The organism is Mycobacterium sp. UNC410CL29Cvi84 (genome assembly GCF_000686745.1).
Classification (GTDB): domain Bacteria; phylum Actinomycetota; class Actinomycetes; order Mycobacteriales; family Mycobacteriaceae; genus Mycobacterium; species Mycobacterium mucogenicum_B.
In genome coordinates this window covers 1-18,369 of record NZ_JMLM01000024.1, presented here as the reverse complement: position 1 = coordinate 18,369, position 18,369 = coordinate 1, and the positions used below count along the sequence as shown (strand labels likewise).

Genomic DNA, 18,369 nt, shown 5'->3' with positions numbered 1-18,369 from the left:
TGCGGTTACGCGTCCAACCGGACGAACTGCCCCTGCCGATATTGCTCGGCGCACGCCGACCGGCGCATCTTGCCGCTCGTGGTGGTCGGGATGGACCCGGCTTCCACCAGCACGACGTCGGCGACCTGTAGTCCGTGCGCCCGCGAAATCGCCGCCACCACATCGTTTTTCAGCCCATCGAGCGCAGCGGCGTCGGCGCGTGACTTGAGCTCGATGATGGTGACCAGCTGGTCGGTGTGGTCATCGGTCACGGCGATCGCCGCCACCCGGCCACGGCTGATCTTCTGCACCGTCGCTTCGATGTCGTCGGAGTAGTGGTTGCGGCCACGCACGATCAGCATGTCCTTGATGCGGCCCACGATGAACAGGTCGCCGTCGGAGATGAAGCCCTGGTCGCCGGTCCGCAGCCAGCCCGTCTCGGGTGTGCCCTCCGGGGCGCCCACCAGCGTCGCGTCGAAAGCGGACCCCGTCTGCTCGGGCTTGCGCCAGTACCCGGCGGACACATTGTCGCCGCGGACCCAGATTTCGCCGACGACGCCGTCGGGGCACACCTGGCAGGTGTCCGCGTCGACGATTTCCAGCAGCGGCGACGGCGCCCGCCCGTACCGCATGAGCGGCGTCCCACCGGGTTTGCGCAACGCGATGCCCTGGGTCAGTTCGTCGGCGGCGAACTCGACGACCTCGGGCGGGCGGCCGTGGGCGCCGCTGGCCACGTAAAGCGTCGCCTCGGCCAGGCCGTACGACGGCACCATCATCTCGGGCCGGAAGCCGACGGCGGCGAAGCGTTCGTCGAACTTGATCAGGGTGGGCGGGTGAATGCGTTCGGCACCGTTGTTGATGCCGATGACGCCGCTCAGATCGAGCTCGCCCATCTCGTCGTCGGTGACGCGCCGGGTCGCGAGGTCGAACGCGAAGTTCGGGGCGGCCGACCACGCAGGGTTGTTCCGGGACAGCGCCTGCAACCAGCGGACGGGACGGGTCAGGAACGCGATGGGGCTCATGAGGTCGGCCTTGTGGCCGGAGAAGACCGGCACCGCGATCCCGAGCACCAGGCCCATGTCGTGATAGAAGGGCAGCCACGAGACGAGCGTCGACCCCGGCGGCAGCTCGCCACCGTGCTGCGACAACAGGTCGGCGAGCAATTGCTCGACGTTCACGCGCAGGTTCTTGTGCGAGATCATCACGCCGGCCGGCAGCCGCGTCGACCCGGAGGTGTACTGCAGGTAGGCGATGTCCGGGCCGGCCGGCACCTCTTCATCGAAGTCCCGGTCCGCGTCCAGATCGAGGGTGTCGACGGCGATCACGGCGACCATCGAGGCACCGTCGTCCACGTTCTGCGCGGCGATGTCGAACGCGGCCGCGGTGGTCAGCACGACCGTCGGTGACGTGTCGGTGATGACGGCGCTCACCCGCTCGTCGTGCGAACCCGGTAGCGGGACCGACAGCGGCACCGCGATGAAACCCGCCTGCATGGCGCCCAGGAACCCGACGATGTAGGCCAGCCCCTGCGGCGCGATGATCAGCGCGCGGTCGCCGGGGACGCCGTGCATGCGGAGCTCGTGCGCCACGTTGAGGGTGCGACGGTACAGCTGGGCCCAGGTCAGGCTCTCGGTGACGCCGTCCCAGTCGTGGTCGTAGTCGGTGAAGGTGTAGGCCACGTCGTCGGGGGTCGCGCCGGCGCGCTCGCGCAGGACGGACAGGATCGACGCATCGGACATGGCGCCAGGTTACTCAACTCACATGTGACCGGTGGTACCTGGTTTGCCGGTCAGGTGCTGCATGCGATGCGCGGTGCTATGACGAGTGTGCAGGTTTGGCCCGCAAAACCGTGAAATCTCAATCCGAACATGCACATTCGTCGTAGCAACGCGGTCCGGATGGTTGTGGAGACCGGCAGCGCCAGGGGGCGACAGCTCCTGCCCTGTGGATAACCACTGGTCGAAGAATCGGATCTGTCGGTGGTCACAGCGATGCTCGCCGCATGAACAGACCGTTTCTCGGCAGCACAGCCCTGGAGACCGGACTGCTGACCAGACGAGAGCTCCGTGCCGGGTACCGCGCCGTCTACCGGGGTGTCTACCTTGCCAACGAGGTGGCGCTGACGGCGAGGCTGCGCGCCGAGGCGGCGTGGTTGTTCGCCGGGCCGGATGCGGTGTTGTGCGGATTGTCAGCGGCGGCCGTCTACGGGACCGAATGGCTCGATGCGGACGCGCCGGCAGAGGTCGTGCGGTCCAACCGGCACTCGCCGGCCGGACTCACGGTGCATTCATATGCGCTCGCTCCCGACGACGTCTGCATGGCCGGCGGCATGCGGGTGACATCTGCGGCGCGGACGGCATTCGACCTGGGCCGGCTCCTACCCGAAAACCAGGCGATACCGACGCTGGATGCATTGTTGAACGTGACCGGCTTGGACCCGGCACACGCGTGGGCGCTGGCCGAAGCCAATCGGGGCATTCGCGGTGTGGATCGACTGCGGATTGCGCTGGGGCAGGCCGACGGCGGTTCAGAGTCTCCGCTGCAGACGCAGACCCGGCTGTTGCTGCGCCGCACGGGCATTCCAGGACTGCGAACGCAGATCCCGTTCTACGACGAGTGGGGACTGGTCTGCACTCGGGCTGCATTGGGTTGGCCGCGGTGGCAGGTAGCCGTCGAGTGTGACGAGGACGCCGATATGCCGGGATATCGCGAATGGGTGCACAGCCACACCGCCGAGCTCGAATCGCGGGGATGGAGCGTCATCTGGGTGACGAAGTCGACGGCGGAGGGTCGAGGAAGCCCCGGACCCGTGGTGCTGCGGGCACAGGAGAAGCTGTGGGCCGCCCAGCGGAGGCGAGCGAGCCGAGTGGTGCGTGTCCCCCGATCGGGGGACGCCGATTTCGTCCGGTCGAGGGCCCGATCAGCGGACTGACCTGGGCCGTCGATTTCGCGAAGGTTGTTTCAACGCCAAACGGCCCCAACCTTCAGGAGACGATATGACCACCACGACCGTGACCACCCGCCCCCGCTTCACCCGCCGTATCGCGGCCGCCGCCGCCCTGGTGGTAGCGCCGGCGCTGGCGTTCGGTCTCTCGCCCGCCGCCCACGCAGAGACGGGCACGCAGCATTTCCAGGGCTGCGACAACGGCAAGGACGACCCGATCTGGGACGGCGTCCGGCCGCCGACCCACTCGCACCCGCTGGAGCACTCGCCCAAGCACCCGGGCGGGAACTTCGACATCCAGTGGCCGGGCAACGACTCGACGCGCGGATGGGCAGTGCATCCGGGTGTGGACATGACGAAGACCCAGGACCTGCTGGTGGTTCCCACCGTCCGTGAGACGGGGATCGAATGCGACAACCTCCTGCGCGGCGACGCCCCGAACTACTTCAAGCACGCCTACGAGTCGGTTCACTTCATGACGGGCGGCCCGGACTGGGCACTCGGGCTCAACTCGGCGGACGGCCGCCGGCTGAACCAGCTGCACATCCACCTGACCCGGCTCTACGGCCCCGCCCGCGAAGACATCGACCGGGCCGTCAAGGCCGGCAAGGTGAGCAACAACGAGCACAAGTGGGTCGATCAGGTCATCGAGGTCACCGGGCACAAGGACGACAAGTTCATCAAGTCCGAGGACAGCAAGCACCAGTACCGGGCCTGGATCACGGACAGTATCGACGCCAACTTCTTCAAGAAGCTGAACGACGACATCGTCACGCCACTGCACAAGCAGGGCAAGCCGGTCGGCATGTCGCACGAGGCGATGCTGATCACGCGCAACCCCGCGGGCAAGGGTTTCGTGGTCCTGGAAAGCGACACGAACAGTGGCATCCACGGTGTCCCCAACATCGAAGGGATTCTGGACAAGAGGTAGGTCCACGTCGAAAAGGCGGCCACCCGAGCGAGTCTCGAGTGGCCGCCGATTCGCGTTCTGGCAGTTACGATCCGACCATGTCGCTGCCCGATGGATCGGTTTTCGCCGGATTCACCGTGGTCCGAAAGCTGGGCGCCGGCGGCATGGGCGAGGTGTATCTGGTCCAGCATCCGCGACTGCCCCGCACCGATGCGCTGAAGGTCCTGCCGGCGTCGTTGTCCGCCGACGCCGAATACCGCCGGCGCTTCGAGCGCGAGGCCGACGCCGCGGCGACGCTGTGGCATCAGCACATCGTCGGAGTGCACGACCGCGGCGAGTACGACGGGCGCCTGTGGATCTCGATGGACTACGTCGACGGTTCCGATGCCGGCAACGTGCTCCGGACGCAGTGCCCCGGCGGCATGCCGAGGGACCAGGTGATCGCGATCGTCACCGCGATCGCCGACGCGCTGGATCATGCGCACAGTCGCGGGCTGCTGCACCGGGACGTCAAACCCGCGAACATCCTGTTGAGCGGACGGGGCCCGGGCCGCGGCCGGGTGATGTTGGCCGATTTCGGGATCGCCCGGCGCGTCGACGATTTCGACGGACTGACGTCGACGAACATGACGCTCGGCACGCCGAACTACGCGGCGCCGGAGCAATTGCTCGGTGAGGCGCTCGACGGCCGCACGGACCAATACGCCTTGGCCGCCACCGCTTTTCAGCTGCTGACCGGCCAGCCTCCGGGTGGCGATTCGACGCCCGTCGTGCTCATCAGCCAACGCGTCAGTGGCGTGGTGCCACGACTGGCCGACGTCCGCCCGGACCTCGCCGACCTGGACCCCGTGCTGGCCATTGCGATGGCCCGCCGGCCCGCTGACCGCTTCCGTTCGTGCGGGGATTTCGCCGCGGCACTGGCGCGCGGTGCGGCGGCGACGCTGCCGCCGGTCGCCGCCGCACCCGCGGTCCCCGGAGTGCCGACAGTCGCAGCCGCGCCGCCGCCCGCACCCATGGGCCTTGTGCGCCAGGCGGATCCGTCGCCGAAGGCACGGTCCGGAATGAGCCCGACGGCCTGGGCGCTGATCGGCGTGGGGATTCTGCTGGTGGTGGCGTTGGTCTTCGTCGGCGTCGTGCTGATGCGCGGGCATGACGCACGCAGCGGCCCAACGACTTCGGCGGAGGCCACGACAACCATGTCCGAGCCGACGGGCGTGACCGTGACGTCGGTCGAGTCCACCGAGCCGGAGCCCCCGACCTCGCTGGTGCCCACCACCGCGCGAATGGTGCTGCCCGACGCCGACACCCGCGGCTTCACCACCTACAACGGCGCCGCCCGGTGCACCGGAGCGGACGAGGCCGCGATGATCCTGCGCACCGCGCAGTCGGCGGTCGTGATCTGCCGCAGCAGCGTCGGGGTGCTGTATTACCTGGGCTATCGAATCTCCGACGGCGCCACGATCCGATTGGGAACCGTGAACGAGTCCGGCGACGGCTTCGTCGCGTTCAACGATCCCGATGCCGCTGAGTACCACGTCTCGTCGTCAGGCCTGGAAATCGTGCAGAACGGCAAGACGCTGGCGTCCGAGCCTGCGGTTGAGTCCGCTCGGTGAGCACCTGACGCGGTGCGCGTATGTCAGGATGGCCGGGTGAAAGGCATCATCCTGGCCGGGGGCGCGGGCACGCGACTACACCCCGTCACCGCCGGGGTGTCCAAGCAGCTGATCCCGGTCTACGACAAGCCGATGATCTACTACCCGCTGTCCACGTTGATGCTGGCGGGGATCACCGACATCCTCGTCATCACGACGCCGCTCGACGCGCCGAGTTTCGAACGGCTGCTCGGCGACGGATCGCAGTACGGCGTCTCGATCAGCTATGCCCAGCAGCCGTCGCCCGATGGGTTGGCGCAGGCCTTCACCATCGGTGCTGACTTCCTCGGCGGTGACAGCGTGGCGCTGGTCCTCGGCGACAACCTGCTGTACGGCCCGGGCCTGGGCACGCAGCTGCAGCGGTTCAACAACGTGGACGGCGGCGCGATCTTCGGCTACTGGGTCGCCGAGCCCTCCGCCTACGGCGTCATCGAATTCGACGATGCCGGGCACGCGGTTTCGCTCGAGGAAAAGCCGGCAGTGCCGAAGAGCAACTACGCCGTGCCGGGGCTGTACTTCTACAGCAACGACGTGGTGTCGATCGCCCGCGAGCTGAAGCCCAGTGCCCGCGGCGAGTACGAGATCACCGACATCAACCGAACGTACTTGGCGCAGAACCGGTTACGCGTACAGGTGCTGCCGCGCGGCACGGCGTGGCTCGACACCGGGACGTTCGATCAGATGACCGACGCCGCCGAATTCGTGCGGACCATCGAGCGTCGCACCGGTCTGAAAATCGGGGTGCCCGAGGAAATCGCCTGGCGGCGTGGCTATCTCAGCGGAGACGAGCTGCGCGAGCGCGCCGAGCCGTTGGTGAAGTCGGGCTACGGCACGTACCTGCTGGACCTGCTGAGCAGGGGGTACTGATGGCGCGGCTGCTGGTCACCGGGGGCGCCGGATTCATCGGCGCCAACTTCGTCCGATACGTCCTGGACCACACCGACCATCACGTCACGGTGCTGGACAAGCTGACCTACGCGGGCAACCGGGAGTCGCTTGCCGGCCTGCCCGAACAGCGGATGACGTTCGTCCTGGGTGACGTGGCCGACGCCGCGCTGGTCGACGAGCTGATGGCGACGACAGACGTCGTGGTGCACTTCGCCGCCGAATCGCACAACGACAACTCGCTGCGCGAACCGGAACCGTTCCTGCACACCAACGTGGTCGGGACGTTCACGCTGCTGGAGTCGGTCCGCAAGCACGGCACCCGGCTGCACCACATCTCGACCGACGAGGTCTACGGCGACCTCGAACTCGACGACCCCGCCAAGTTCACCGAACGCACGGCCTACAACCCGTCGTCGCCCTATTCGTCGACCAAGGCCGGCAGTGATCTGCTGGTCCGGGCGTGGGTGCGCTCGTTCGGCGTGCGCGCCACAATTTCCAACTGCTCCAACAACTATGGGTCCTATCAGCACGTCGAGAAGTTCATTCCACGGCAGATCACCAACGTGCTGTGCGGTATCCGGCCGAAGCTCTACGGCGCGGGCCGCAATGTGCGGGACTGGATCCACGTGGACGACCACTCGTCCGCCGTGCTGACGATCATCGAGAAGGGGCGCCTCGGCGAGACCTACCTGATCGGCGCCAACGGCGAAAAGGACAACAAGACCGTCATCGAGATGATCCTGACGCAGATGGGCCAGCCGGCCGACGACTACGACCACGTGACCGATCGCGCCGGCCACGACCTGCGCTACGCCATCGATTCGACCAAGCTGCGCACCGAACTCGGTTGGCAGCCAACGTATGTCGACTTCGCCGACGGGCTGCGCGCCACCATCGTCTGGTATCGCGACAACGAGGCATGGTGGCGCCCGGTCAAGGACGCCACCGAAGCGCGCTACGCCAGCCAGGGCCAGTGAGTGATGGGCAACCCGTGACCGAATACGGAAAACCGTTGTCCGCCACTGCCACACCGATTCCCGGCCTGACCATCTGGGACCTGCCGGTGCACGGCGACAACCGTGGCTGGTTCAAGGAGAACTGGCAGCGTGAGAAGATGACGGCGCTCGGGCTGCCGGACTTCGGGCCCGTGCAGAACAACATCTCGTTCAACGACGCCGCGGGCACGACCCGCGGCATCCACGCCGAACCGTGGGACAAGTTCGTCTCGGTGGCGACGGGCCGGATCTTCGGCGCCTGGGTCGACCTGCGCGACGGCCCGACGTTCGGGGCGGTGTTCACCGCCGAGCTCGATCCGTCGCGGGCGGTGTTCGTGCCCCGTGGGGTCGGCAACGCGTTCCAGACGCTGGCGCCCGACACTGCGTACGTCTACCTGGTCAACGACCACTATTCGCCTGACGCGCAATATGTTTCGGTGAACCTGGCCGACGAGACGCTGGCCATCGAATGGCCGATTCCGCTTGAGCGCGCCGAGCTCTCGGCCAAGGACCGGACGCATCCCCGGCTGGCGGACATCCAGCCGGTCGCACCGCGAAAGACGTTGGTACTGGGCGCCAATGGCCAAGTCGGCCGGGCCCTGCGCGCTGAATACGGTGATGATCCCAGCGTCGAGTTCGTCACCCGCGACGACGTGGACCTGACCGGCGACCTGGACAGCGCCCGTCGGTGGCAGGACTACGACACCGTGATCAACGCCGCCGCGTACACCGCCGTGGATGCGGCCGAGACCCCGAGTGGGCGAGCCGACGCCTGGGCCGTCAACGTCACCGCCGTTGCGGCGCTGGCCCGTATCGCGACGGTCCGTGGCCTCACACTGGTGCACATCTCCAGCGACTACGTCTTCGACGGAACCTCCGACTCCCCGTACCGGGACGACGACCCGATCGCCCCGCTCGGGGTGTACGGCCAGACCAAGGCGGCCGGCGACCAGATCGTCGCGACGGTGCCGCGGCACTATGTCCTGCGGACGTCGTGGGTTATCGGGGACGGCCGCAACTTCGTCCGGACCATGGCGTCGCTGGCCGAGCGCGGCGTGGACCCGTCCGTGGTCGACGACCAGGTCGGGCGGCTGACGTTCACCTCCGAGCTGGCCCGGGCGATCCGCCACCTGACGACGACCGGTGCGCCGTACGGCACGTACAACGTCACCGGTTCGGGCCCGGCGACGTCATGGGCGGACATCGCCCGCCGGGTATTCGAGCTCACCGGCCACGATCCGGCGCGGGTGACGGGCGTCAGCACAGACGCCTATTTCGCCTCGGCGACCAGCGCGGTGGCCCCTCGCCCGCGCAACAGCGTGCTCGACAACCAGAAGCTGGAATCAACGGGATTCATACCCCGGCCGGTCGAAGACTCGCTGGCGCGCTACCTGAGCCGCTAGCGGCGCATTCCCGCCAAGCGGACGCTTGCTCGGGTGGCTCGGGGAGCGTCATGTGAAGATGGACGGACTATGAGCTCTACAGATCTCAGCCCGGCATCCCTGCGCGCGGCGTTCGGCCACTTCCCGATCGGCGTCGTCGCCATCGCAGCCCACGTCAACGGCGAGAAGGTCGGCCTGGCCGCCAGCACCTTCGTGCCAGTGTCGCTGGAGCCGCCGCTGGTGTCGTTCTGTGTGCAGAACACGTCGACCACCTGGCCGAAGCTCAAGGACCTGCCGGCCCTGGGCATCAGCGTCCTGGGTCAGCAACACGACGCCGCGGCGCGCACCCTGGCCGCCAAGACCGGCGACCGGTTCGCGGGCATGGAAACCGAATTGCGCGACAACGGCGCACTGTTCATCCACGGCACCAGCGTGTGGCTGGAGACGTCGATCGATCAACTGGTCCCCGCCGGCGATCACACCATCGTGGTGCTGGCGATCAGCGACATCGTCATCAACCCCGACGTCGAGCCGATGGTCTTCCACCGCAGCGCATTCCGGCGCTTGGAGGCGTGAGTCAGGGCTTGGCGGCCAATTCCTGCCGATACGCCGCGACCCGCGCCTCGAGTTCAGCGGCGTCGTCAGGCCGCCCTTCCTTGCGGGCCAGTTCGGCGCGCAGGGAGAGTTCGCGGATCGCGGTCCGAATGTCGTTGACGCTGTGCGTTTCTGATTGGCCCATCTGGCTGCCTTTCGTCACGGATTGGCTGCCCTTCCGAGCGTACGCCGAAACATCGCCGTCCCCGGCGGATCGGCAATCTGGCGGAACCGGCTGCTCTCGTGTGGCATGTTCGGGCCAGAGGCGGCAACTTTCCTTGACCGTCAAGGCAAGTTGACGGCCTCAGATCGAACATCTACCAAGGCGGGCGTCACGCCCCGGCACCGCGCGCCCTACCGCCTGAAGAGCTTGTTCCCCAGCCAGACGATCGGGTCGTACTTGCGGTCGGCGACGCGCTCCTTCATCGGGATCAGCGCGTTGTCGGTGATCTTGATGTGCTCGGGGCAGACCTCGGTGCAGCACTTGGTGATGTTGCAGTAGCCCAGGCCGAACTCGTCCTGCGCCATGTCCTTGCGGTCGAGCGTGTCCAGAGGATGCATGTCCAGCTCGGCCACCCGCATCAGGAAGCGCGGCCCGGCGAATGCCTGCTTGTTCTCCTCGTGATCGCGCACCACGTGGCAGGTGTTCTGGCACAGGAAGCACTCGATGCACTTGCGGAACTCCTGCGATCGCTCGACATCTTCCTGCTGCATCCGGTACTCGCCGGGCTTGAGGTCCTTCGGCGGCGCGAAAGACGGGATCTGGCGCGCCTTTTCGTAGTTGAACGACACATCGGTCACCAGGTCGCGCATGATCGGGAACGCCCGCAGCGGCGTGATGGTGACGGTCTCGGCCGGATCGAACGTCGACATCCGCGTCATGCACATCAGCCGGGGACGGCCGTTGACCTCCGCCGAACACGACCCGCACTTGCCGGCCTTGCAGTTCCACCGCACCGCCAGGTCCGGGGCCTGCGTGGCCTGGATGCGGTGGATGATGTCGAGCACCACCTCACCGTCGTTGACCTCGACCTTGAAGTCATCGAGGCCGCCGCCGGTGTCGTCCCCGCGCCAGACCCGCAGATTGGCTTGGTAGCTGTTGCTCATCGCTAGCTCCGTTCCGGATGGGCGGCCAATTCGGCGTCGGTGTAGTACTTCTCCAGCTCGGACAGCTCGAAGCAGGCGAGCAGCTCGGCGGGCATCGGCACCTGCTGTTCCGGGGTGACGGTGACGTCGGGGACGATCGGGTCGCCGCCGCCGGCACTGCACACCAGCAGGATGTTGCGCCAGTCGGCGCTCATCTCCGGGTAGTCGTCGCGGGTGTGGCCGCCGCGACTCTCGGTGCGGGCCAGCGCGGCCTTGGCCACACACTCGCTGACCAGCAGCATGTTCCGCATGTCGACGGCCAGGTGCCATCCCGGGTTGAACTGCCGGTGGCCCTCGACGGTGATGTTGTGCATCCGGCGCTTGAGCTCGTCGAGCTTGAGCAGTGCCTGCTCGATCTCTTCCTTGGTGCGGATGATGCCGACCAGGTCGTTCATCGCCTGTTGCAACTCGGTGTGCAGGGTGTAGGGGTTCTCCGCGCCGACGTGTTCGTCGAACGGCGCCAACGCTTCCCGCGCCGCGGTGGTCAGTGCGTCATCGGAGACCGCCGGCCGTGCGGGCAGCGCCTTCACGTACTGCGCCGCTCCGAGGCCGGCCCGCCGGCCGAACACCAGCAGGTCGCTCAGCGAGTTGCCGCCGAGCCGGTTCGAGCCGTGCATACCGCCCGAGCACTCGCCGGCCGCGAACAGGCCGGGTGTCCGCGCCGCGCCGGTGTCGGGGTCGACCTCGATGCCGCCCATGACGTAGTGACAGGTCGGGCCGACCTCCATCTCGTCCTTGGTGATGTCGACCTCGGCCAGCTCCATGAACTGGTGGTACATCGACGGCAGGCGCTTCTTGATCTCCTCGGTGGGGATGCGCGACGCGATGTCGAGGTAGACGCCGCCGTGCGGGGTGCCGCGACCGGCCTTGACCTCGGAGTTGATGGCGCGCGCCACCTCGTCGCGCGGCAGCAGGTCAGGAGTGCGGCGTGCGGAGTCGTTGTCCTTGAGCCACTGGTCGGCTTCTTCCTCGGTCTCGGCGTACTGGCCCTTGAACACCGAGGGGATGTAGTCGAACATGAAGCGCTTGCCCTCGGAGTTCTTGAGGACTCCGCCGTCGCCGCGCACACCCTCGGTGACGAGGATGCCCTTCACCGACGGCGGCCAGACCATGCCGGTCGGGTGGAACTGGATGAACTCCATGTTGATCAGCGTCGCGCCGGCCCGCAGTGCCAGGGCGTGCCCGTCGCCGGTGTACTCCCAGGAGTTCGACGACACCTTGAACGACTTGCCGATGCCGCCGGTCGCCAGCACCACGGCGGGCGCCTCGAACAGCACGAACCGGCCCGACTCACGCCAGTAGCCGAACGCGCCGGCGATCCGGTCGCCGTCCTTCACCAGCTCGGTGATGGTGCACTCGTGGAAGACCTTGATACGGGCCTCGTAGTCGCCGGTCTCCTTGAAGTCCTCCTGCTGCAGCGAGACGATCTTCTGCTGCATGGTGCGGATGATCTCCAGGCCGGTGCGGTCACCGACATGCGCCAGGCGCGGGTAGGTGTGGCCACCGAAGTTGCGCTGGCTGATCCGGCCGTCCTTGGTGCGGTCGAACAGCGCCCCATAGGTTTCCAGTTCCCACACGCGGTCCGGTGCTTCGCGGGCGTGCAGCTCGGCCATGCGCCAGTTGTTCAGGAACTTGCCGCCGCGCATGGTGTCACCGAAGTGCACCTGCCAGCTGTCCTTGGAGTTCGCGTTGCGCATCGAGGCGGCGCAGCCGCCCTCGGCCATGACGGTGTGGGCCTTGCCGAACAACGACTTACACACCACCGCCACGCGCAGGCCCTGCTCCCGGGCCTCGATGACCGCACGCAACCCCGCCCCGCCGGCTCCGATTACGACGACGTCGTACTCGTGCCGTTCGAGTTCAGCCATGAAATAACTCCAAATTGTTGTGAACAGCGTTGAAAATCAAAAAGTTTCGTTGCCGACAAAACTCATCCGACAAACCTCGGGTCGCTGAACCACCCGGCCGACACCGCCATGACGTAGAAGTCGGTGAACATCAGGGTGCCGAGGGTGATCCACGCGTACAGCTTGTGGCGGGTGTTCAGCTTGCTGACCTGGGTCCAGATCCAGTAGCGCACAGGGTGTTTCGAGAAGTGCTTGAGCCGGCCGCCGGTGACGTGCCGGCAGGAGTGGCAGGACACCGTGTAGACCCACAGCATGATGACGTTGCCCAGCAGGATGATGTTGCCGAGCCCGAAGCCGAAACCGCTGGGCGAGTGGAACGCGACGATGGCGTCGTAGGTGTTGATCACCGAGATGATCACGGCGATGTAGAAGAAGTACCGGTGGGTGTTCTGGATGATCAGCGGGAATCGCGTCTCACCGGTGTACTTGGCGTGCGGTTCGGCGACGGCGCAGGCCGTCGGGGACTGCCACACCGTGCGGTAGTAGGCGCCGCGGTAGTAGTAGCAGGTCAGCCGGAACAGCAGCAGAAACGGCAGGGACAGCGCCGCGAAGGGAATCAGCGACAGCGGTCCGTCGGCCGGCAGAATCTGGGGCCAGAACTCGCTGGCCGCACCGCACTTGACGCTCAGACACGGTGAGTAGAACGGCGTCAGGTAGTGATAGTCCGCGACGTAGAAGTGGTCCCGCTGGAAGGCGCGCACCGTCGCGTAGATGACGAACGCCGCGAAACCCAGGTCGATGAGAATCGGGGATTTGAGCCAGTTATCGGTCCGCAGGGTGCGCTGCGGTATCTGCGCACGCGTGGGGGAGAAGACGCCGTTCCCGGGGCGGTTGGCGGCGGGTGCGCTCACGAAAGCATCCTCGATTTCGGTTGGGGGCAGGGCCTACCTATGAAGTTGTGGGACGGGCCGGTGATGGGCACGACGACCGTCGTGCCCAAGTCGGTCAGCCGCCGACGCCACCGTCGTGGTCGTTCCAGAATTCGCTGGAGTAGTCGTGGTCAGGGATCACGATCTTTTCCTTGGCGTGCTGGGTCTTGATGCCGCGGCTGAATTCCAGCTCTTCGATGTCGATGTCCAGCCGCTCGATGTCGACGGCCAGGCGCTCGGCGTCATTCGCGATGCGGCGGGTGGCGGGGGAGTCCCCGTATTTGGCGGCCAGCGAGCTGACGGACCGACGCAAATTGCCGATCAACTCGTGCAGTTCGGTGAGCTCAGTGGTGGTGGACATCGGGCGACCTCCTTGGGCTGAAGGGTGTCATAAATCACAGTACGACACCGGATGCTAGTCAGATCCGGAGATGAAAGTGAGACAGGTCACGTTTGTGGGGACGGTGTCGGCATGTCGTCGCAGTGGTGGTCGGTACGGTATGACCATGTCCGACGCGGTTCTGGCGCAGCGCGCCGAAGCACTATTGGCCCTGCACCAGCCGGGGAACCCGGTCGTCCTGCCGACTGTGTGGGACGCCTGGTCGGCGAAGCTGGCGGTGTCCGCCGGGTTCGTCGCGCTGACGGTCGGCAGCCACCCGGTCGCCGACTCGGTGGGCAAGCCCGACGGCGAAGGCATGTCGTTCGACGACCTCACCACGCGCGTCAGCCAGATCACCGCGGCAGTCGACGTGCCGGTGTCGGTCGACATCGAATCCGGTTACGGCGAGGCCCCGAGCCGCCTCATCTCCGGCCTGCTGGCCGCGGACGCGGTGGGTCTGAACATCGAGGACACCGTGCACAAGGACGGCGGCCGCATCCGCGACGCCCAGGAGCACGCCGACCTGGTCGGTGAATTGCGCAGGGCGGCAGACGCTTCCGGGGTCCACGTCGTGATCAACGCGCGCACCGACCTGTTCCTGCGCCAGATCGGCGACGAGGCCGACCGGTACGAGCGCGCGGTGCAGCGGCTGAAGCTGTGCGCAGCGGCCGGCGCGGACTCCCTGTACCCGGTGGGCCGCCATGACGACGACACCTATCGCCGCCTGGCCGCCGACCTGCCGTTGCCGATCAACGCCATCGCGATCCCGGAGTCCGACGATCCCGCGTCCTTCGGCCCGTTGGGCGTCGGCCGCATCAGCTTCGGGCCGTTCCTGCAGCGCGCTCTCGGGACGGTGGCCGCCGATATTCTGGCGCGGTGGCAGTGAGCGACCCCGACGGCGCCGAGGAGAACTACGGGTTGTGGTGGGCCGCCGGCGTTGCCGCCGCGATCCTGCTGATCATCCTGATCTACCAGGTGATTCAGACGTCCGACGAGTCCGAGCAGCCGTCCGGTCCCGTCGGTGACTCCACGGTGCTGACGACGTATCCGACCACCACCAAGCGGACGACGACGCGGACCACCACCACGACGACGACCACCACGACCACGACGACAACGACGACGGAAAGCACGTCGGATACGTCGACGACGGACGAGACGACCACGTCCACCAGCACCTACACGCCGTCGAGCACCTCCGGTTACGGGACGACCACCACCACGACGACGATCTACAACCCGTACACCACCCCGACCACCGTCCCGCCCGCCGGCGTCGGCTAGTTCGGCGGACGTCAGCCCAGGTATATGACCGGGGTCACGCACTTCACCGGCGTTTGCCGACTGGTGTGAGAAGAGCGTGACGGTCGATTCACACGCGGCAACACAATTCGCAATATCGCCTCCCTACCTTTTGGGGCATGGACGCGAAGAACCTTGTGGTCGTTGGCCACGGAATGGTCGGGCACCGCCTGGTCGAGGCGCTGCGCTCGCGGGATGCCGCGGGCCAATGGCGCATCACCGTGCTGTCCGAAGAAGCGGACGCCGCGTATGACCGGGTGGGGCTGACGGGTTACACCGAGCACTGGGACCGGTCGAAGCTGGCGTTGCCTGGCAACGGGTATGACGGCGACGGCCTCGTCGACCTCGTGCTGGCCGACAAGGTCGGCGGTATCGACCGCGCCACCAAGACGGTGGTGACCGAGTCGGGTCGCGGCATCGCCTACGACAAGCTGGTGTTGGCCACGGGCTCTTACGCTTTCGTGCCGCCGGTGCCCGGTCACCAGCTCGACGGCTGCTTCGTCTACCGCACCCTGGACGACCTCGACGGCATCCGCGCCGCCATGCAGCGCTCGGCCGAACACGGCAACAACACCGGTGTGGTCATCGGTGGTGGCCTGCTGGGTCTGGAAGCGGCGAATGCGTTGCGCCAGTTCGGCATGCAGGCCCACATCGTCGAGCGGGCGCCCCGTCCGATGAACCAGCAGCTCGACGACGCCGGTGGTGCGCTGCTGGCCCGCATGATCGGCAAGCTGGGCATCTCGGTGCACCTGGACGTCGGCACAGACGCCATCGAGCCGCTCGACGAGGGCGTGCGCGTGCTGCTCAGCGACGGCACGCTGATCGACGCCGGCCTGGTCATCTTCGCCGCCGGTGTGCGTCCGCGCGACGAGCTGGCCCGTGACGCCGGTCTGGACATGGCCGAGCGTGGTGGCGTCCTGACGGACTTGTCCTGCGTGACAAGCGATCCTGACATCTACGCCGTCGGTGAGGTGGCCGCGGTCGAGGGCCGGTGCTACGGCCTGGTCGGTCCCGGTTACACCACCGCCGAGGTGGTCGCCGACCGCCTGCTCGGTGGCGCCGCCGAGTTCCCCGAGGCCGACATGTCGACCAAGCTGAAGCTGCTCGGCGTCGACGTCGCGAGTTTCGGTGACGCGCAGGGCGTTACGCCCGACTGCCTGGAGGTCGTCGTCAACGACCCGGTGAAGGAGACCTACGCCAAGCTGGTGCTGTCCGACGATGCCCAGACCCTGCTGGGTGGCATCCTGGTCGGCGACGCGTCGGCATACGGCGTGCTGCGCCCGATGGTCGGCGAGGCACTGCCCGGTGACCCACTGGCGCTCATCGCCCCGGCCGGATCCGGTGACGGCGCAGGAGCTCTCGGTGTAGGCGCCCTGCCGGACGCTGCGCAGATCTGCTCCTGCAACAACGTCACCAAGGGCGACCTGTGCGGTGCGATCGAAGGAGGTTGCTCCGACGTCGCCGGCCTGAAGGCCTGCACCAAGGCCGGAACCTCCTGTGGCTCCTGCGTTCCGCTGCTCAAACAGCTGCTGGAAGCGCAGGGCGTCGAGCAGTCCAAGGCGCTGTGCGAGCATTTCCCGCAGTCGCGGGCCGAACTCTTCGAGATCATCTCGGCCACCGAGATCCGGAAGTTCTCCGGGCTGATCGAGAAGTTCGGCACCGGAAAGGGTTGCGACATCTGCAAACCCGCCATCGCCTCGATCCTGGCGTCGACCAGCAGTGGCCACATCCTCGACGGCGAGCAGGCCGCGCTGCAGGACTCCAACGACCACTTCCTGGCCAACATCCAGAAGAACGGCAGCTACTCGGTGGTGCCGCGCGTCCCGGGTGGTGACATCACCCCGGAGCAGCTGATCCTGATCGGTGAGATCGCCAGGGACTTCGGGCTTTACACCAAGATCACCGGTGGCCAGCGGATCGACATGTTCGGTGCGCGCGTGGACCAGTTGCCGGAGATCTGGCGGCGTCTGGTCGACGGCGGCATGGAGTCCGGGCAGGCGTACGGCAAGTCGTTGCGCACCGTCAAGAGCTGCGTCGGCAGCGACTGGTGCCGCTACGGGCAACAGGATTCGGTACAGATGGCTATCGATCTGGAGCTGCGTTACCGCGGCCTGCGGTCGCCGCACAAGATCAAGATGGGCGTCTCCGGCTGTGCCCGGGAATGCGCCGAGGCCCGCGGCAAGGACGTCGGCGTCATCGCCACCGAGACCGGCTGGAACCTGTACGTCGGCGGCAACGGCGGCATGACGCCCGCCCACGCGCAGCTGCTGGCCGGTGACCTCGACGACGAGACCCTGGTTCGCTACATCGACCGGTTCCTGATGTTCTACATCCGCACCGCGGACCGGCTGCAGCGCACGGCGCCGTGGGTCGACCAGATGGGCCTGGACCACGTCCGTGACGTCGTGTGCAACGACTCTCTCGGTCTGGCAAGCGAATTCGAAGCCGCCATGGAACGGCACGTCGACGGCTACTCCTGCGAGTGGAAGGGCGTGCTGGACGACAAGGCCAAGCTGACCCAGTTCGTCTCGTTCGTCAACGCGCCTGACGTCGCCGACCCGACCATCGCGTTCACCGAGCGCAACGGCCGCAAGGTGCCGATCGGCATGCCCACCGTCCCGCCCGCCAAGAGCTGATCAGGAGGCCACGATGACTCTCAACGACCTGTCCGAAGTTGCTCAGTACCAAGACCGTTCGGAGTGGACCGCGGTCTGCTCGTACCACCGGCTGGTGCCCGGCCGCGGTGCCGGTGTGCTGCTGCCCGACGGCTCCCAGGCGGCGCTGTTCCGCCTGCATGATGGATCGCTCTACGCCGTCGGCAACATCGACCCGTTCTCCGGCGCTGCGGTGATGTCACGGGGCCTCGTCGGTGACCGGGCCGGCCGGGCCTGCGTGCAGAGCCCCATCAAGAAGCAGGCGTTCGCCCTGGATGACGGTGTCTGCCTTGATGATCCCTCGGTGCGCTTGCCTGTCTACCCCATCCGGGTGTGGGCCGGGCTGGTCGAGATCGGTCCGCTGGGCGTCGACGCAGCGGCTTAGCCGGGCTCGTTCTCCCCCGACAGTCTTCGTCCGGAGCCGTCAACTTTCCTGGCTCTGTTGACGTATGTGTGGGTGATTTTGGGGTTTGAATAGCCGAACGCCGTTCTCGGTCTAGGTTTCTGGCTTGTCGAAGGTCAGTCACCAATAGAGCGGAGAACGGCGTGCGGGATGCCAGCTTATGGCGGGTCTTGTTGTGCGTCCAGAACACGGTCGTCGAGGACGTCGAGTTCGACGAGATGGCGCAGGTGTTGGTGGCCCATGTCCGGCCGCTGCGCGCCGCGGCGGGGCGGTGTGGCCTGTGCGGTGCGCGGGCCCGCTGGTACGACCAGGGCCGGGGCCGACGACGGTGGCGTTCACTGGATATGGGCACCACTGAGGTGTTC

At 67.0% G+C, this 18,369-nt stretch carries 18 protein-coding genes; 12 read left to right on the top strand and 6 right to left on the bottom strand.

Annotated elements, in window-relative coordinates; genetic code table 11:
• Positions 1 to 5: 5 nt before the first annotated feature.
• Positions 6 to 1,718 (bottom strand): AMP-binding protein, encoded by a 1,713-nt coding sequence (locus BR47_RS0125395; RefSeq protein ID WP_020103507.1) that lies wholly within the window; start codon positions 1,716 to 1,718, stop codon positions 6 to 8.
• A gap of 263 nt (positions 1,719 to 1,981) precedes the next feature.
• Here BR47_RS0125395 and BR47_RS31440 point away from each other — a divergent pair, with 263 nt between their 5' ends.
• The 7 genes from BR47_RS31440 (at position 1,982) to BR47_RS0125360 (ending at position 9,326) form a co-directional block, all read left to right on the top strand.
• Positions 1,982 to 2,911 (top strand): hypothetical protein, encoded by a 930-nt coding sequence (locus tag BR47_RS31440; RefSeq protein WP_177127433.1) that lies wholly within the window; start codon positions 1,982 to 1,984, stop codon positions 2,909 to 2,911.
• Between the two features lie 64 nt (positions 2,912 to 2,975).
• Positions 2,976 to 3,854: a CDP-diacylglycerol diphosphatase gene (locus tag BR47_RS0125385; RefSeq protein ID WP_029121200.1), complete on the top strand. Its 879-nt coding sequence runs from the start codon at positions 2,976 to 2,978 to the stop codon at positions 3,852 to 3,854.
• A 77-nt stretch (positions 3,855 to 3,931) separates the two neighbouring features.
• Complete coding sequence (locus BR47_RS34070) at positions 3,932 to 5,446, top strand: serine/threonine-protein kinase (RefSeq protein WP_081831401.1); 1,515 nt, start codon at positions 3,932 to 3,934, stop codon at positions 5,444 to 5,446.
• 36 nt (positions 5,447 to 5,482) lie between these two features.
• Positions 5,483 to 6,352, top strand: coding sequence for a glucose-1-phosphate thymidylyltransferase RfbA (gene rfbA / locus BR47_RS0125375; protein WP_020103509.1), 870 nt, complete (start codon positions 5,483 to 5,485; stop codon positions 6,350 to 6,352).
• Positions 6,352 to 7,350 (top strand): dTDP-glucose 4,6-dehydratase, encoded by a 999-nt coding sequence (rfbB, locus tag BR47_RS0125370; RefSeq protein WP_029121199.1) that lies wholly within the window; start codon positions 6,352 to 6,354, stop codon positions 7,348 to 7,350. The genes rfbA and rfbB overlap by 1 nt, the downstream gene beginning before the upstream one ends.
• A gap of 14 nt (positions 7,351 to 7,364) precedes the next feature.
• Positions 7,365 to 8,771, top strand: coding sequence for a dTDP-4-dehydrorhamnose reductase (rfbD, locus tag BR47_RS0125365; RefSeq protein WP_029121198.1), 1,407 nt, complete (start codon positions 7,365 to 7,367; stop codon positions 8,769 to 8,771).
• A 69-nt stretch (positions 8,772 to 8,840) separates the two neighbouring features.
• Positions 8,841 to 9,326 (top strand): flavin reductase family protein, encoded by a 486-nt coding sequence (locus tag BR47_RS0125360; RefSeq protein WP_020103512.1) that lies wholly within the window; start codon positions 8,841 to 8,843, stop codon positions 9,324 to 9,326.
• A gap of 1 nt (position 9,327) precedes the next feature.
• Here BR47_RS0125360 and BR47_RS33610 read toward each other — a convergent pair whose 3' ends face one another.
• From BR47_RS33610 to BR47_RS0125335, 5 genes are all read right to left on the bottom strand, one after another.
• Positions 9,328 to 9,489, bottom strand: a complete 162-nt coding sequence (locus BR47_RS33610) for a hypothetical protein (RefSeq protein WP_090563021.1) — start codon at positions 9,487 to 9,489, stop codon at positions 9,328 to 9,330.
• 209 nt (positions 9,490 to 9,698) lie between these two features.
• On the bottom strand, positions 9,699 to 10,451 hold the full coding sequence (locus tag BR47_RS0125350; RefSeq protein ID WP_029121197.1) for a succinate dehydrogenase/fumarate reductase iron-sulfur subunit: 753 nt from the start codon (positions 10,449 to 10,451) through the stop codon (positions 9,699 to 9,701).
• Between the two features lie 2 nt (positions 10,452 to 10,453).
• Positions 10,454 to 12,358, bottom strand: coding sequence for a fumarate reductase/succinate dehydrogenase flavoprotein subunit (locus BR47_RS0125345; protein WP_029121196.1), 1,905 nt, complete (start codon positions 12,356 to 12,358; stop codon positions 10,454 to 10,456).
• Between the two features lie 62 nt (positions 12,359 to 12,420).
• Complete coding sequence (gene sdhC, locus BR47_RS0125340) at positions 12,421 to 13,248, bottom strand: succinate dehydrogenase subunit SdhC (RefSeq protein WP_029121195.1); 828 nt, start codon at positions 13,246 to 13,248, stop codon at positions 12,421 to 12,423.
• Positions 13,249 to 13,342: 94 nt separating this feature from the next.
• Positions 13,343 to 13,627: an Rv0250c family protein gene (locus BR47_RS0125335; RefSeq protein WP_020103517.1), complete on the bottom strand. Its 285-nt coding sequence runs from the start codon at positions 13,625 to 13,627 to the stop codon at positions 13,343 to 13,345.
• A 145-nt stretch (positions 13,628 to 13,772) separates the two neighbouring features.
• On the opposite strand from BR47_RS0125335, the gene BR47_RS0125330 reads away from it, so the two are divergent.
• From BR47_RS0125330 to BR47_RS31420, 5 genes are all read left to right on the top strand, one after another.
• On the top strand, positions 13,773 to 14,531 hold the full coding sequence (locus tag BR47_RS0125330; protein WP_029121194.1) for an isocitrate lyase/PEP mutase family protein: 759 nt from the start codon (positions 13,773 to 13,775) through the stop codon (positions 14,529 to 14,531).
• Positions 14,522 to 14,929 (top strand): hypothetical protein, encoded by a 408-nt coding sequence (locus BR47_RS33335; protein WP_155987080.1) that lies wholly within the window; start codon positions 14,522 to 14,524, stop codon positions 14,927 to 14,929. Before BR47_RS0125330 ends, BR47_RS33335 begins: the two co-directional genes overlap by 10 nt.
• Positions 14,930 to 15,066: 137 nt before the next feature.
• Positions 15,067 to 17,583, top strand: a complete 2,517-nt coding sequence (nirB, locus tag BR47_RS0125320; protein ID WP_020103520.1) for a nitrite reductase large subunit NirB — start codon at positions 15,067 to 15,069, stop codon at positions 17,581 to 17,583.
• Between the two features lie 13 nt (positions 17,584 to 17,596).
• A complete protein-coding gene (nirD, locus tag BR47_RS0125315; protein ID WP_020103521.1) occupies positions 17,597 to 17,986 on the top strand; it encodes a nitrite reductase small subunit NirD in 390 nt (129 codons plus the stop codon).
• A 161-nt stretch (positions 17,987 to 18,147) separates the two neighbouring features.
• Positions 18,148 to 18,369: transposase family protein (locus BR47_RS31420; protein ID WP_029118606.1), on the top strand; the 222-nt coding region annotated here is incomplete at its 3' end.